The sequence below is a fragment of the Nocardia sp. NPDC050799 genome (assembly GCF_040654015.1).
In the GTDB taxonomy this organism is placed as follows: domain Bacteria; phylum Actinomycetota; class Actinomycetes; order Mycobacteriales; family Mycobacteriaceae; genus Nocardia.
This window is the reverse complement of record NZ_JBFAHF010000018.1, coordinates 91,254-105,496: the sequence shown is the minus strand read 5'-3', so window position 1 is coordinate 105,496 and position 14,243 is coordinate 91,254. Positions and strand designations below refer to the sequence as shown.

Here is a 14,243-nt window from a genome sequence, read left to right as displayed (position 1 = left end):
TGGCCGTGCTCATCGCGGCGCGGCGTCCGCGACTCTCGGGGCTTCGGCGCCGGGCACGACCGTGAACTCGAGCCCATAGTTGTTCAGGGTGGCGGGCAGCGGTGCGGCAGGGCTGAGCGGCGGATGCGACCGCACGCGTAGTTCGGGCCCGGACACCAGATGCGCCAGCAGTGCGCTGGTGACGAACAGAACCAGATTCCGTCCCGGGCATTCGGCGGGGCCGGCGCTGAACGGCACCAGTTGCGGATACTCCTGTGCGCGCCCGTCCAGCCAGATCTCGGGTACGAACCGGTCGGCGAACGGTAGCGTGTCGCGATCGCGATGGAAGGCCGGAGCCACGATCACCAGTGCCGCCCCGGGCTCCAGCGCGAACTCCGCCGAGCCGGACCGCCACCGGGTCCACTCGGTGGTATCGCGCAGGATGACCGGAGTGGTGGGCCACAACCGGATCGACTCGAGCACACAGGCGCGAAGGTAGGGCCGCAGTCCGGCGGTGCCGGGGTCCGCGGCTTCGGCGCGGGCCCGCGCCCGCTGGTCCGGATGGTCGGCCAGCAGGGCCAGGGTCCGCGAGAGCGCTATCCCGGCGGCGTCGAAAGCGAACAACCACTGCGGCATCTGGCCCACCGGGTCGATCGCTCCGGCAGCGGGTACCGCGGCCAGCGCGCCCGCCAGGCTGTCCGGTTCCGCCGACTCCACGTAGTCGTACAACCGGGTGAGGAACCGGTCGCGGCGTTTGCGGTGCGGAGGTGCCAGGAATGACCAGTTGGCGGCCGAGCGCAGCCGCCACAACTCGTCGGTGATCGCGTCGTCGTGCCGGGCCCGCTCACCGAGCGTGATCCGCCGTACCAGCCGCCACCACGCCGCCGTGAACGTTCCGGCGTCCAGCACCCCGCGCCCGCGGGCGCGGGTGAGCAGATCCTGTGCCTCATCGGCAACCTTTGCCGCGAACGGTGTCGCGAGCCGGTGCAGGGGTGCGCCGGTGTCGAGTGCCGCCTCGTTCACCGCGCGCCGCCGTTCGCGGACCGGTCCCTGCGACACCAGCACGCCGTGCGGCTGGAACTGTCCCAGCGCGGCTCGTTTCTCCCGATTCGCCGGGTCGAACGGGGTGGGCGCTTCGTCGAGTACGCGGCCGACATCCTCGGGGTCGAGAACCACGACGATCCGGCGGCCGGGCACCACCAATTCGACCGGTCCGCCGCCGAACTCCGCGCGCAGGGCGCGGATCCGCTCGATCGCGCGTTCGTCGGCACGGAGACGTTCCAGCAGTCCGAGCATCGGCCGGCGGCGCGCGATCACCCCCGCGGCGATCGCCGGGAAGCCCAGATCCACCAGGGTGGTGGCCGCCCGGATTCCGGTGAGCCGGTGTCCGTGCACATCCGCCATGCCGCTCTCCTCCCGTTGCCGTGGCCGGTGACTGCCGGCGTCGGGCGCGTACCCGGGTGCGGGCCGGTGAAACGGAACAGGGCCGCGCCTATGCCGGGGCAAAATCCGGTGCGTATTTGTGTGACCGGTGCCCGGCGGTCCACTACGGCCGGCGCGGCCGCGGGCCGCTCTCGGCCATCGGTTCCTGGGACGGATATGTGCCGGGTGGGTGGGCGCGTCCCCGGCGCGGCAAGATCGCGTGGGTCGATACGGTCGCCACCCTCGCTCTGGCGTCCGCTTCCCTCGACCTCGGATGATCTGTCCGCGTGTGCGGCGATCGGGCCCCGCGGACGCGGTAGGGTTCCGGTCGTGGCGGGGCGGCGTCCGAGTTCCCGCTACCGGTCCGCGTGCGGCGCGACAACCGTCCCCATCGGCATTTGCGGAGGTACATGATGTCTCAGGCCATCGAGGGCATCGACCCGGCCGTGCCGCCCAGCGGCCCGGGGTGTGTCGAATGCGAACAGGCGCAGGGCTGGTGGGTGCATCTGCGGCGCTGTGCCCAGTGCGGTCATATCGGCTGCTGCGATTCGTCTCCCGCCCGGCACGCCACCGCGCACTTCACCGCGACCGGGCACCCGTTCGTGCAGAGTTACGAACCGGGCGAGGACTGGTTCTGGGACTACCGGTCCGGGGAGATGTACGGGGCCGGCCCGGAACTTGCGCCGCCGCGGGATCATCCGAGCTCGCAGACCGTGCCCGGGCCGCGAGATCGAGTACCGGCGGACTGGCAGGACCATATCCACTGAGATCGCCGGTCGGCCCCGCCTGTGCTGACGAGCCGCGAAATTCGATCGGCGACAGTCGATGAACATGTGCGCTCGCCGGTCCGTCACGAGCCGCCGGGCAACCAGCGGCGCACGCGGGCGAGCCCCATCGGCCGGCGTTCCGGGTCGAACCAGCGGGGCAGCGGTTCCCGCGTGGTGAGCCACTGCCGTGGCACCGCACCGGCCCGGCCGGTGCCGGTGCCGGTGTGGGCGGCGACGATACCGCCGGTGATGGAGCTGGTGGTGTCGATATCGCCGTCCGCCGCGATACAGGTGGTGATCGCGGCCGGGTAGTCGTCGAGGGTGGTCGCCGCCACCCATACCGTGAACGGCACCGTATTCTGCGCGGTGACCAGCGAGCCGTTGCCGAGTTCGGGCGCGGCCTCCGCCGCGGAGACACCCAGCATCGACCGGGCCCGGTGGATCAGCCGGGTCTCGCTCTCGGCCGGCCGGTCGAGAACGGCGGTGACGAACTCCGCCGGGGTGGGCCGGACACCGGTCCGCCGCGTGTGGGCGGCCAGGCCGGCGGCCAGCGCCACCGCGACGGCGATACCCTCCGGGTGGGTATGCGTGACCTCCGCCGATCGGGCGGCCTCGGTGACGATCCGTTGCGGATCGCCCGCGAAGCAGGCGCCCAGCGGAGCGACCGGCATGGCCGCCCCAATACCGCGAGATCCCTGGTGCTCGAACAACTCTCCGGCCGCGTCCCGCCAGGGTTACCGGCGCCGATCCGGCGCAGCACCCCGACCGTGTTGAACCCGTAGTCGCGGTGCGGCCGGAACCGGCGCGCGAAAGCGGTGGCGAGCCGATCCTGGTCGATCGCGCCGTTGCGCAGGAGTTCGGCGACCACGCTGTAGGCCATTTCGGTGTCGTCGGTCCACGCACAGGGCCGCTCGGTGGGCAGCTCACCAGCCCGGAGGTCGTCGATGGACCGGCGCATGACCGGGAACTGCCGGCCCAGCGCATCCCCCACGGACAAGCCGTCCAGCGAATCGAGCATCGAGTCGATGTGCATCGCGTCGAATGGTAGCCGGATCGGGTACTCGTCCGATCACCACCACAGTGAGCGACCTGGAGGCGGCGTGCACGGCAAGGCGGACGAGAACACCAGCGACGGCGTCCACACGTTCGCCGAGCTGTATCACTATCGGATGTTGTACAACGCGCTCGTATTCAACGAATGGGCGCGCGGTGGCCGATACGACGTGCACAAGAGCATCCGGCACAGCGACGGTGAACTCTGTTTCGGCGGTGGCTGGTTCGTCGTGTACGCGACCTTGCCGACCGGGCAGATCGCCAACCACTACCGGATGCGGCACTGGGGACTGTTCCGGATCCCGGAACGGCGGGTTCCCGCTGTATGGGACGGGCACAGCGCGCGCGAGGCCGCCGAGCGGATGCTCCGATTCCTGCGGGAATCACCGCCGCCGGGATGCGGCCGGACGCAGGTGACCTGATCGGTGCCGCGCGCAGCGCCGTCGGCACACCCCTGACGGCGCTGTATGCCGAGGTGGAGGCTTCGCCGCCGGAGTCGGGGCACTCCCGGACACGGCAGCGCCGAAGCCTTTCCGGGGCCGCAGGGCCACCCTGACGGAGTCGCTCCCGCGCTCCGGCGATGTCGGACGAGAGTCCAAGTGCCTCTTTCTCATTGGTTTCTCAGCGTTTCTGAGGCGAGATCCGAGGTTGGTGCCAGTACGGTGTCGCGTGCCGGGTCGGCCGGTGGTGTAGTGAGTGAAGGGATGTGGGTGTGGCGCGCAGGGTAATTGTCACAATTGTCGATGATCTGGATGGCGAATCCGTCGCGGCGGAAACGGTGTCGTTCGGAGTCGACGGACTGCTGTACGAAATCGACCTCTCCGAGGAGAACGCGCGGGAATTCCGCGCGGCACTGGACAAATGGGTGCCGTTCGCCCGCAGAGTCGGCAAACAGCGCCGGGCGAAAGGTCAGATTCCGGACCGTCCGCAACCGGCGAAGGCGGTGCGGGAGTGGGCTCGGCGCAACGGGCACGAGGTACCCGATCGCGGCCGTATCCCCGGTGTCGTGCTGGAGGCGTATCAGCGCGCCGCCGGCTGACGCCCGGGCGCCACGGTAAACCGTGGCAGCCTCCGGCCGGCGATCAGTTCGCCGGCTCGGGCGGGGCGTGGACGGCGATCTCGCCGCTGAGCGTACGGCCGCCACTGAGCCGCAGGCGGTCCCCGCTCCAGAATCGGCCGGGGTCGTACCAGTCGGGGCTGCGGGTATCCGGGAGCAGCCCCATCGCCTGATAGGTGGCCGCCACGATCTCCGCGCAATAGGCGTTCTCCACTTCGCGGGCGGCCGGCGGGCGGGAGCGGCGGCGCGGCAGCCGGACCCGGCCGCGGAACCAGCGCCCGGCCAGGGCGGCGGTGGACGGGAACGGGGTGCCGTCGAGTCGCGCCACCGTGCGCAGCACGCCGTCCTCCATCTCCCGGGTCGCGGGTGGTTCGAGCTGGCGCAGCCATGCCTGCTGACCGTAGCGGTTGGCCCAGGTCAGCACCGCGTCGCGCAGATTGTGCAATTGAGCGCCGCGGTGCGCGGTGCCCGACCACATATCGGGTAGCGACCGGCCGAGTTCGGCGTGCCAGATCAGCGCGGGAAGATCGTCGATCACCACCGACATGCCCACATGGTTGACCGGACTGTTCGTCGTCATCCTGATCATCCGATCGGCCGTGGAATGTCCACGGAACAACCAGATATCGCCTGTCCTGGTGACCTCGACAGCCCGGTCGAGATCGAGATCCACACCCGCCATGGACGTAGCCTATGCGTTATGAGGTGGTGGAAGGTATTGGGTTTGGCGGGAGCGGCCGGTGTGGTGGCCACCGGTGTGGTGGTGGTGCGCGCCGAACGCCGCCGTCGCGCCTACACTCCGGACGAGGTCCGCGAGCAGTTGCATGCCCGGTTCGCGCAGGCGGTGGCCGCCGAGCAGGCGGTCGAGATCCCGGAACCGGAATCACGCGCCGCCCGGGCCCGCGCCCGGGTACGCCGGCTCTTCCGCCGCTGACGTCCGCGCGCGGCCACCTTCAGACGACGGTGGCGGCCCGGGTCTGCGCGTAGGTGATGACCTCCTCCGCGAACTCCGACGCCGTGCGATCGGCGAAGCAGGACCGCAGGCGGTGGATCGCCATGTCGAGGTCCGGACCGGGGCCGCGGTCGGCGAGCAGGACGACGATCGCCTCCCGGGTGCCGATCCGGTCACCGGGTTGCGCCAGGAGTTCGGTCAGGTAGCGGTCGGGGTCGGCGAGCTGGATCGCCCGGCGCGCGTAGGCGTGGACCCGGCGGGGAAGTTCGGCGCGGATGGTGTCGAGATCGGTCTGTAGTGCGTGGCCGCCCGGTTGCTCCGGATCGACCCGCAGCGACCACGGCCGGGTGAGTTCCGCGGGCAGGCCGTGGTCGTCGATCAGGTCGGGGCCGGTGGCCTCCTCCAGCGGGACCGGGGCCAGACCCAGCCGTTCGTTGCGCCAGTTGCCGAATTCCCACCAGGCCCGCGGCGTGGCGTCCAGATGCAGGCCGAAGCGCAGGACCTGCTGACCGTCGGCCCAGGTCCGCGACACCCGGGTGCGGCCGACGGACGCGACGCCCTCCGGCTCGACCCGCACCCAGGGGGCATCGGTGCCGTGAAAACCATACGGCTGTAGCAACTTTCCTGTTTCGCGCAGCAGGCGCCGCAGTGCCGGATCGGGTCTGACCATTCCGGCAGACTATCGATTCGCCCCGACACCTCGTCGCCCGCGGTTTGACCGGTGGGGCCGCATCGGTTCGGCCGGACGGTGCCGGGCGCCGCGGGGAGGTTCAGGCGGTGGCCCGTTCGAGGCCGAGCCGCCGCCGGTCTCGAGTCGGTGGGGGCAAGGTCAGGTCCGGGCGGCCAGGTGTCCGCCCTGCGCACTGTCCCGGAGCCCGCGCCGGAACTTCCGCTGGACCAGGACGGCCGTCGTTCCGAAACCCAGGCACAGGCCGAGCCAGATACCGGGCCCGTGCCAGCCGAGCGCGATACCGAACACCGCCATCGCGGGTACGCCGAGCGCGAAGTATCCGATGAGGGTGCTCTGCATACCGGCCTTCGTGTTCCCGATACCGCGGAGCAGGCCGATACACAGATTCTGCGAACCCTTGCAGTACTGCTGGATGATGGCGAACCACAGCAGGGTGGAGGCGGCGGCGATCACCGCGGTGTCGTCGCGGTGCGAGCCGAGGAACGGCGCGAGCACGAGATGCGGCGCCAGCACGTAGAGCAGGCCGACCGCCGTCATGAAGGTGAAGCCGATGGTGAACGTGCGGCGCGCGATGGCGGCCACCGCGTCCCGGTCGCCCTGGCCCACGGTGCGGCTCACCAGAATCGACGAGCCCTGCGACAAGCCGATATTGACCTGGTAGACGATATAGGCGAGCTGGTTCACGATATTGCTCGCGGCCAGCGCGACCGCGCCGAATCCGCCCATCAGGACGGTGGCGATCGAGGTGATCGCCGCTTCCGCGCCGTAGGTCAGCGCGATCGGTGTCCCCATGCGCACGATACGCACCACGGTGGCCCGGTCGGCCTGCCAGGCGCGCAGCGACAGCAGGGCGCCGAGCACCGGATCACGCCGGACACTGCGCAGATAGGCGGCGAAGGTCCAGCACTGGACCAGGGTGGTGGCCAGCCCGATCCCCGCGAGTCCCAGTGTGGGTACGCCGAACCAGCCGAAGACGAACAGCGCGTCCAGCAGGGCGTTCACCCCGACCGACCACAGCGTGACCCGCAGCAGCGACCCCGCCCGGCGCATTCCCACCGCGAACTGCCGTAGGACGTTCAGCCACAGCATCGGCACCAGACCGGGCGCCAGCGTCCAGATGATCGGGCGGGCCAGCTCGAGCACTGCGGCGTCCTGCCCCATCCAGCGCAGGGCGTAGCCGAGGGCGACCAGCGCGAGCGTACCGGCCGCGGAGGTCACGGTGGCGACGAACAGCGCGGCGCGCAGATACCCGTGAATCTCGGTCCGCGCCGCGTCGTCGAGTTCCGCGCTGCCGGTGCGCTTCTCACCTCGTCCGGCCGCCGCCGCGATGAGATTCCCGACGCCGGTGACCATACCCACGCACATGGTGCGCAACTGGTTGTACAGCAGCAGCGCGAGCCCACCCGCCGCGACGGCCGCGACGCCGAGAAATCCCATCATGGCCAGATCGACCGTGGTGAGCGCTACCTGGGCGAGCTGGATTCCGGCGATCGGGGCGGCGAGCGCCAGGATCGCCCGATAGGGCTGCCATCGAAACGTCATCGGTTCCTCACGCTCCCTGTCGCCGGAGATCGAGGGCCGCCAGCCGCACCGATTCGTCGTAGGCGCGGCAGAGCCGCACGATGCGCTGCTGAGCGGCCCGGTCGTAGAGGCCGCGCGCGGTGAGCCAGTCCTCGTCGTACACGGTGTCGAGATACTTCTCGCCCGCATCGCACACCAGTACCACCACGGTGCTGCCCGGTGGCAGCCGGACCAGCCGGCGCAGTGCCACGTGGACGGCCGCGCCCGCGGTGCCGCCGATCAGGACGCCGGTGCGCCGCGCGACCACCCGGGCCGTGGCGAAGGCGTCGATATCGCCGACGCGGCAGTCCTCGTCGATCAGGTCGTAGCGCACATTGCCGCCCACCGGGAAGTCGGCCGGGCTGCCCGCACCGGTCTGCCAGTAGGCGCCCGGTTCGCCGCCGAAGATGATGGAGCCCACCGGCTCCACACCGATGGCGTACACCCGCGAACCCAGCCGGCGCAGCTCCTCCACGGTGCCGCACAGCGATCCGCCGGTGCCTACGGCGCCGATCAGGTAGTCGATATCGGTCGCCAGGTCCTTGCGCAGTTCGCCGGCGAGCTCGCGGTAGCCGGCGTTGTTGTACGGATTGTTGTGCTGGTCGGGCCGGTAGGCCCCGGTGGCGGCGGCGATCTCGGCGGCGATCTGCCGTCGCTGCACGCTGCTGGGCCGGTCGTTGCCGTCGCCGTCGACGGTTACCAGCTGCGCTCCCAGAGCCCGCATGGCACGGAGTTTGTCCGTCGCGGCGTGGCCGTCGACGACCGCGGTGAAGGCGTAGCCGCGTTCGAGGGCGATGAGTGCCAGACCGGTGCCGGTGTTACCGGAGGTGGGTTCCACGATATGGCCGCCGGGGGCGAGATCGCCGTTGCGTTCGGCCGCCAACACCATCTCCCGGGCCATCCGCACCTTCGCCGAACCGGTCGGGTTGAACTGTTCGAGTTTGAGCAGCAGCCTGCTGCCGGACCCGGTACGCACGAGTTCGAGCAGGGGAGTGGCACCGATCAGGTCGGAGGCGCGGCGCACGACGTTCTCGCCCCCGACCGGCAGTGTGGCGGTCACCGGTCGAGTCTCCACTGCCATCGCTCCTCCGCGCCGGTCACCACGATCTTCGGCGGAAGCGGAAGCTGGTGGAACTCGCTCTCGTTCTTGTCCATCTGATAGCCGGCGGTGTTCGGGTACAGCAGCAGATCGCCGGGCCGCGGTCGTTGGGTGAGGACCACCTTGCGCCAGGTGAGCACGTCGTACTCCATACAGCTGGCCCCGCCCACACAGGAGGCCACCGGCCGGGCTTCCGGATCGGCGGTACGCGGGATCAGGACCGGATCGGGCAGGAACTCACTTCCCTTCCACTGCTCCGAAACGCTCATGCTCAGCCCGTGCGCGGTCGTGATGCCGTAGTCGGCGTTCTGTTTGAATCCGAGGACCGGGAATACGGTGAAGCCCGCGTCGATGAGCAGCGCGCGCCCGGGTTCCAGCAGCAGCGCGATATCGGCGGCACGCAACCGTTCGGCCAGGGTCCGGCCCCGGAACTGCTCGGACAGTACGGCGTCGAGCATGGCCGCACCGGTCGGGTGCTGCGCGTAGGGATAGAACTTCTCGAACTGTCGGCCCGCATGGAACCAGTCGTCGCGCCGGTCGCGGGTGAAGGCGGCCCAATCCTCGTCCCGCAGGTAGCGGCAGGCGAAACCACCACCGATCGAGATCGCGGTGGCCGGAAGCCCCCGCGCCCGCGCCCGGGCACACCACTCGATCGTGTCGTGGGCCAGTTCGGCGCGCGGCGCGACCGCGTAACCGTCGAGGTGGAACGAGAACCCGGTGAGTTCGAGGTGGTCACGCAGTTCCGCGCACCGGTCGAGGGCGCGCTCGAGGTCGGCATCCGATGAACCGAAGCGGCTGTGCGGCGCGCCCGGCGGCAACCGGCGCAACAGGATCCGCAACCGGCCCGCCGTGCGGGCGATCTCCGCGGCGCGTTCGAGTTCGTCCAGCGCGTCGATGGCGACCAGACAGCCGTGACGGGCCGCCAGCCGCAGCAGCGCATCGCTTTTCGCCGCGCCCGTCACACCGATATCGCGCCCGCGCACACCGTGGGCCAACGCGTGGACGAGTTCTGGTTCGGAGGCGACGTCGACCCCGGCGTCGAGGTCGGCCGCGACCGTGAGCCAGCATCCGGCCTTGTTGGCCTTCTTGCCGTAATACACCTGACCGCGCACTTCGTGCCGGGCCAGCACGTCCTGGAAAGCGCGCAGATTGGCCGCGAATCGCGGGGGATGGACCACATGGAACGGTCCACCGATCGCGTGGTGGATATCGAAGAGCAGGTCCCGGTCGGCCCGCAGCGCGCGCTGCCAGCCGGGTTCGATCGCGGGCAGGGCCGGGAGCGCGGCCGTCACGGTCAGGTCCACAACCGCACCTGCTGCCCGCGACCGGCCGCCACGGCCCGGGTCGCCAGGGCGTGCGCCACCGGGATATCGGTAATGATCATCCCGCTGGAGAAGGCGAACACCCGGTCGTCCGCGCCCCGCCGGCCCCGGGTCCGGCCCGCCACGATCTCGGGGAGTTCGGCGTCGATGACCAGTTGGCCGTCCGCGCCCGCCAGCCGGGTGCCGGTGACGCCCAGCTGGCCGGCGCTGGTCGCGATCGTGTAATCCGCGGCCCGCAGGGCGCCGCTCTCGACTCCCTTACTGGCCACCGAGATCAGCAGGCCACCCGGCCGCAGCCATTCGGTGCGTACCTTCGGGTGCGCGGCGCGCCCGGAGGCCACCACCACGATGTCGGATTCGGCGACCGCCGCGGGCACATCGTCGACCAGTTCGAGTTCCCGGTCCGGGAACCAGCGCCGCAGCGCCGCGCGGCTCTCGGCGATGCCGTCGGGGTGGGTGCCGTACAGGCGCAGTCGTTCCAGCCCCGGCAACGCGGTGAGCAGGTAGGGGAGCGTATTGCGGCCCTGGATCCCGGTGCCGATCATGAGGGCGCTCGTCGCGCCGTCGCGTGCGGCGTGTTTCGCGGTGATCGCGGTGGTGGCCGGTGTGCGCGCGGCACCGACCCGCTGGCAGTCCATCAGCGCGAACGGCAGGCCGGTGGTGTCGTCGTAGAGGCTGATGGTCGTGTAGTACTTCTCCGCGCTGGTGCTGCCCTGACGGTAGGAGGTCTTGAAGCCGAGATGCTCGAGTGAACCGTCATAGCCGAGCATGGAATAGGAGACCGCGTCGCGCTCGGTATCCGGTAGCGACATCATGAGTTTGACCGGACAGCGTGATTCACCGCGGGCGAAGGCCGAATATCCCTCCTCGACGAGTTCGATCACCTCGTCCGGGGTGATATCGATATCGGCGAGATCGGTACGGGTCAGAATGTGCAGGGCGTTGCTCATGGAACTCCGATGTCGTGTGATTCGACGAGACAGGAACCGGCGCGCGGGGCGGGTCGTCCGAACGCTGTACAGCGACGGCGTACCCGAGTTCGGGAGCCGGGCGGTACGACGGAGACGCGCTCGCAGGGCTGGCGCCGGGCGGGCACTCGGTGGCGCGCGCTCGACGGCTCGGGTGGTATCCGGGACCGCTGGATCCGTGGTAGCCGAGTGTCCGACAGCGGCCCGGGTGGGCCACGGAGATGGGCGGAGTCTCCTTGAAGGGTCGAGAAGCATTGCGGCCGAACGTATGCGGGTCCGCAAGATCATCATGACCAGCATCGTACGCTAACGATAATGGTTTTCGTTAGCGTTTGGGAGTGGTGATGTGGAACACGTATCGAGGGGCGGAGCCCGTCACGGCCGGGCCCGCGACCGAACCGTGGCGGCCGCGGGTCTTCTGACGGTCGGCCGACCGGGTAACCCCCGCTCGGGTCGGTGTATCGGAGCCCCCTCGGGCGCGTGTAATACGGCCGCCATGTCGGTGACTACGCGGTACATGGCGTCGATCGCCTGTGTCTCGTCGGTGTTCGTGGTTCAGGCGCCGTCGGGGTCGGGGCTCCTCGGAGTTCTCCTTCGGAAGCGGCGGCCGGGCGTGTGGTGAGATGCGCCGTGGTCGGCAGCGGGCGGCGGATCTGTTCCCCGAGGACCGGACCGGCCGACCCCGCTGCGTCACCACCTTTTCGAGCACCCGCACCGGCAACGCTGATAGTTGTCGATACTAAGATATGCGCATTTGAACATGTTGTTTACCGGGTCGACCGCCGGCTGTTCGGCCACGAGATCGAAAGATCTACGGAGTGGACGAGGTCGAGCCTGTGAGCACCCGGGTCACGGTTTCCGCCATGCGAGCCCGGAACACCGGGGGAGCGAAGGTTTCCGCGTGAGCACGGATCCGGGCCGGGTCCAGATCGGTGGTGGACGGGTCGCGCAGGGCGGCCGCGAAACCGTCGATCACCTCCTCGTCGGTTCCGCCCGCGATATGTCCGCCGGTGTGCCCGGGGATCACGGTGTCCAGTGCGCCACCTGCCCCGACCGCCAGGACGGGTGCCCCGCAGGCCATTGCCTCCACCGGCACGATTCCGAAATCCTCCACCCCGGGCATGAGCAGGGCGCGGCAGCGGCGGTACATATCGGCCAGGACGGCGTCCGGTGCGGCGCCCAGGAAGGTGGTCTCCGGACCGGCGATCGCCTCGAGCCGGCGGCGGTAGCGGCCGTCGCCGACCACCACCAGGCGCAGGCCGGCCCGCTGGGCGGCACGGATGGCCAGGTCGGGACGTTTGTATGGGACCAGGCGGCCGGCGAACAGCAGGAAATCCTCACGCGGGACCGCCGGATCCGCGGCGAAGCGGTCCAGGTGCACCGGGGGATAGACGACCGTGGCGGACAGCCCCCACCAGTCCCGGACCCGGTCGGCCACCGCGCGGGAATTGGCGACCACCGCCGCCAGCCGGGGAGCCGCGGCGGTTTCGGTGCGCCGGGCCAGCACGCCGAGCGCGACGAGCGCGGCGCGCCCCGCGGGGCCGTCGGCTTCCCGGGCCCGGAACGCGGGATCCCATGCCCAGCGCGCGGGGCTGTGTACGTAGGCGATCACGGGTGCGTCGGTGGCGAAGACCGCCTGGGTCGCGAAGGCATGATGGCTGACCACCACCGCGTCGTACTCCGCGCGCAGGGGGAGCCGGCGCAGCGCGCGGGGGACCAGCGGCAGCAGGGGCGCGTGTGACCGTTTGCCGGTGAGCGCGTAGAGGCGGGACAGCCGGGTGCCGGAGACGGTGTCCCACGGTGGATGCGCGATCGCCGGGGCGGCGGCGGCATCGACGATCGGCGCGAACACCCGGGCGTCGGGCCAGGTCCGGCACAGTTCACCGACGACCGCTTCCGATCCGCCGTATTCGGTGAACCGTTCGTGCACGATCGCCAGCCGGGGGCCGCCCGGCCGGTCGGTCGCCGTGGGCCGTTCGCTGGAGCCGGAGTGGGTGGCCGGGCCGGGGGTGGCAGCGTTCGCGGTCACCGGGCGACCTCGGTGAGCAGCCGGCGGGGTGCGGCGTGGGCGCGCAGCGCGGGGGCCACCGGGCGGCCTTCGAGCAGGCCGGTGACCGTGCCCTGGTCGAGGGCCCGCCGGTAGATCGCGGCGGCGTGCCGGCAGGCCTCGATGGTGTGGTCGATATCGCGGTCGGTATGCGCGGCCGACGTGACGAACGATTGCCCGAGTACGCCCTGTCGCAGCAGTTCCTGCAGGAAGAGTGTGCGGAACTCCTGGGACGGGTTGCCGTCCGGATCGAGTGTGCGGAACAGCAGGCACGACGGGCGTCCGGCGAGACACAACCGGTCGCCGATACCCAGTTCGGCGGTGATCTCCTCGACCCCCGCCCGCAGCCGCCGGCCGGCGGCCTCCATCCGGCCCACCGGATCGGTGGTGGCGTAGGCGTGGACGACGGCCCGGAAGGCAGCCAGTCCACCGGTTTCCGGGCCGTGCGTGGTCGACAGCAGGAACACCCGGTCCGCGTCGGTCCGCAAACCGCCCAGTTCGAGATATTCCCGGCGCCCGGCGAGGGCGGCGATCGGGAAACCGTTACCCATCGCCTTGCCCCAGCACGACAGATCCGGCACCACGCCGTACACCTGCTGCGCCCCGCCGGCCGCCCACCGGAACCCGGTGATCATCTCGTCGAACACCAGCAGCGTTCCGTAACGGTCGCACAGCTTCCGCACGCCGATCAGATAGCCGGCCGGCGGTTCCCGCAGCGCGGTCGCGGCTTCCATGACCACGCAAGCGATCTCGCCCCCGGCCAGCACCTGTTCCAGGGCGGGCAGGTCGCCGTAGGGGAAGGAGACGGTCGGCTGGGGTGGAATTCCGGCCGACATGGCGGTGGTCCCGATGAACCAGTCGTCCACGGAGAAGAAGGGCTGCGCGCAGACGGCGACGGTGATCCGGCCGGTCACCGCGCGCGCCAGCCGCACCGCGGCGGTGGTGGCATCGGAGCCGTTCTTGGCGAATTTCACCATGTCCGCGCCGGGGACCAGCGCCAGGAAATCCTCGGCGGCGGCCAGTTCGGTGAGCGTGGGCCGGGAGAAGCTGACGCCGTCGGCGACGGCGGCGGTCACCGCGTCGACGACCGGGCGGTAGCCGTGCCCGAGCGTCACCGACCGCAGGCCCATCCCGTACTCCACGAATTCGTTGCCGTCGCAATCGGTGACGCGGCAACCCTGTCCGCGCACCAGTACCGGCGCCATATGCTCGGGGTACTGGTCGGCGCCGCGGGCATAGGTGTGCGCGCCGCCGGGCACCAGGTCGTGCAGCCGCGCCTGGACGCCGGCGCTGCGGCCGAAATCGGTGATCACACTCGCTCCTTCG

At 70.5% G+C, this 14,243-nt stretch carries 14 protein-coding genes and 1 pseudogene; 4 read left to right on the top strand and 11 right to left on the bottom strand.

Translation table 11 applies throughout. The features are described from left to right. Positions 1-9: 9 nt before the first annotated feature. Complete coding sequence (locus AB0H42_RS20010; RefSeq protein WP_357057770.1) at positions 10-1,383, bottom strand: cytochrome P450; 1,374 nt, start codon at positions 1,381-1,383, stop codon at positions 10-12. Between the two features lie 431 nt (positions 1,384-1,814). Between AB0H42_RS20010 and AB0H42_RS20005 the strand changes: the two genes are divergently transcribed. Beyond that, the gene (locus AB0H42_RS20005) at positions 1,815-2,168 is read left to right on the top strand and encodes a UBP-type zinc finger domain-containing protein (RefSeq protein WP_357057869.1); all 354 of its coding nucleotides are present in this window, start codon (positions 1,815-1,817) and stop codon (positions 2,166-2,168) included. 83 nt (positions 2,169-2,251) lie between these two features. Here the strand turns inward: AB0H42_RS20005 and AB0H42_RS20000 are convergent, their stop codons facing one another. Continuing rightward, positions 2,252-2,839 carry an ADP-ribosylglycohydrolase family protein gene (locus AB0H42_RS20000; protein WP_357057868.1) on the bottom strand — a complete coding sequence of 196 codons (588 nt, stop codon included), beginning with the start codon at positions 2,837-2,839 and terminating at the stop codon, positions 2,252-2,254. Between the two features lie 113 nt (positions 2,840-2,952). Beyond that, positions 2,953-3,126, bottom strand: a pseudogene (locus AB0H42_RS19995) (ADP-ribosylglycohydrolase family protein); the annotation flags it as partial. A 142-nt stretch (positions 3,127-3,268) separates the two neighbouring features. On the opposite strand from AB0H42_RS19995, the gene AB0H42_RS19990 reads away from it, so the two are divergent. After that, positions 3,269-3,643, top strand: a complete 375-nt coding sequence (locus AB0H42_RS19990) for a hypothetical protein (RefSeq protein ID WP_357057768.1) — start codon at positions 3,269-3,271, stop codon at positions 3,641-3,643. A gap of 290 nt (positions 3,644-3,933) precedes the next feature. Further along, a complete protein-coding gene (locus tag AB0H42_RS19985) occupies positions 3,934-4,260 on the top strand; it encodes an Lsr2 family protein (RefSeq protein ID WP_357057766.1) in 327 nt (108 codons plus the stop codon). A gap of 43 nt (positions 4,261-4,303) precedes the next feature. On the opposite strand, the gene AB0H42_RS19980 is transcribed toward AB0H42_RS19985, so the two are convergent. After that, the gene (locus tag AB0H42_RS19980) at positions 4,304-4,960 is read right to left on the bottom strand and encodes a hypothetical protein (protein WP_357057764.1); all 657 of its coding nucleotides are present in this window, start codon (positions 4,958-4,960) and stop codon (positions 4,304-4,306) included. 18 nt (positions 4,961-4,978) lie between these two features. Here AB0H42_RS19980 and AB0H42_RS19975 point away from each other — a divergent pair, with 18 nt between their 5' ends. Continuing rightward, positions 4,979-5,212, top strand: coding sequence for a hypothetical protein (locus AB0H42_RS19975; RefSeq protein WP_357057762.1), 234 nt, complete (start codon positions 4,979-4,981; stop codon positions 5,210-5,212). A gap of 19 nt (positions 5,213-5,231) precedes the next feature. Here AB0H42_RS19975 and AB0H42_RS19970 read toward each other — a convergent pair whose 3' ends face one another. From AB0H42_RS19970 to AB0H42_RS19940, 7 genes are all read right to left on the bottom strand, one after another. Next, positions 5,232-5,900, bottom strand: a complete 669-nt coding sequence (locus tag AB0H42_RS19970) for a hypothetical protein (RefSeq protein WP_357057760.1) — start codon at positions 5,898-5,900, stop codon at positions 5,232-5,234. Between the two features lie 159 nt (positions 5,901-6,059). Continuing rightward, positions 6,060-7,463 carry an MATE family efflux transporter gene (locus AB0H42_RS19965; protein WP_357057759.1) on the bottom strand — a complete coding sequence of 468 codons (1,404 nt, stop codon included), beginning with the start codon at positions 7,461-7,463 and terminating at the stop codon, positions 6,060-6,062. 7 nt (positions 7,464-7,470) lie between these two features. Beyond that, entirely contained in the window at positions 7,471-8,541 is a 1,071-nt protein-coding gene (locus AB0H42_RS19960) for a cysteine synthase family protein (protein WP_357057757.1), read from the bottom strand. Then, complete coding sequence (locus tag AB0H42_RS19955; protein ID WP_357057755.1) at positions 8,538-9,884, bottom strand: alanine racemase; 1,347 nt, start codon at positions 9,882-9,884, stop codon at positions 8,538-8,540. Before AB0H42_RS19955 ends, AB0H42_RS19960 begins: the two co-directional genes overlap by 4 nt. Continuing rightward, positions 9,875-10,852 carry an ornithine cyclodeaminase gene (locus tag AB0H42_RS19950; protein ID WP_357057753.1) on the bottom strand — a complete coding sequence of 326 codons (978 nt, stop codon included), beginning with the start codon at positions 10,850-10,852 and terminating at the stop codon, positions 9,875-9,877. Before AB0H42_RS19950 ends, AB0H42_RS19955 begins: the two co-directional genes overlap by 10 nt. Positions 10,853-11,681: 829 nt before the next feature. Then, complete coding sequence (locus AB0H42_RS19945; RefSeq protein ID WP_357057866.1) at positions 11,682-12,809, bottom strand: glycosyltransferase; 1,128 nt, start codon at positions 12,807-12,809, stop codon at positions 11,682-11,684. 86 nt (positions 12,810-12,895) lie between these two features. Further along, entirely contained in the window at positions 12,896-14,230 is a 1,335-nt protein-coding gene (locus AB0H42_RS19940) for a glutamate-1-semialdehyde 2,1-aminomutase (protein ID WP_357057751.1), read from the bottom strand. Positions 14,231-14,243: the final 13 nt, after the last annotated feature.

Bases quoted from the DNA above. Each gene is read 5' to 3' on its own strand.
- AB0H42_RS20010 (WP_357057770.1), bottom strand. From the start codon at position 1,383: ATGGCGGATGTGCACGGACACCGGCTCACCGGAATCCGGGCGGCCACC.
- AB0H42_RS20005 (WP_357057869.1), top strand. From the start codon at position 1,815: ATGTCTCAGGCCATCGAGGGCATCGACCCGGCCGTGCCGCCCAGCGGC.
- AB0H42_RS20000 (WP_357057868.1), bottom strand. From the start codon at position 2,839: ATGCCGGTCGCTCCGCTGGGCGCCTGCTTCGCGGGCGATCCGCAACGG.
- AB0H42_RS19980 (WP_357057764.1), bottom strand. From the start codon at position 4,960: ATGGCGGGTGTGGATCTCGATCTCGACCGGGCTGTCGAGGTCACCAGG.
- AB0H42_RS19975 (WP_357057762.1), top strand. From the start codon at position 4,979: ATGAGGTGGTGGAAGGTATTGGGTTTGGCGGGAGCGGCCGGTGTGGTG.
- AB0H42_RS19970 (WP_357057760.1), bottom strand. From the start codon at position 5,900: ATGGTCAGACCCGATCCGGCACTGCGGCGCCTGCTGCGCGAAACAGGA.
- AB0H42_RS19965 (WP_357057759.1), bottom strand. From the start codon at position 7,463: ATGACGTTTCGATGGCAGCCCTATCGGGCGATCCTGGCGCTCGCCGCC.
- AB0H42_RS19950 (WP_357057753.1), bottom strand. From the start codon at position 10,852: ATGAGCAACGCCCTGCACATTCTGACCCGTACCGATCTCGCCGATATC.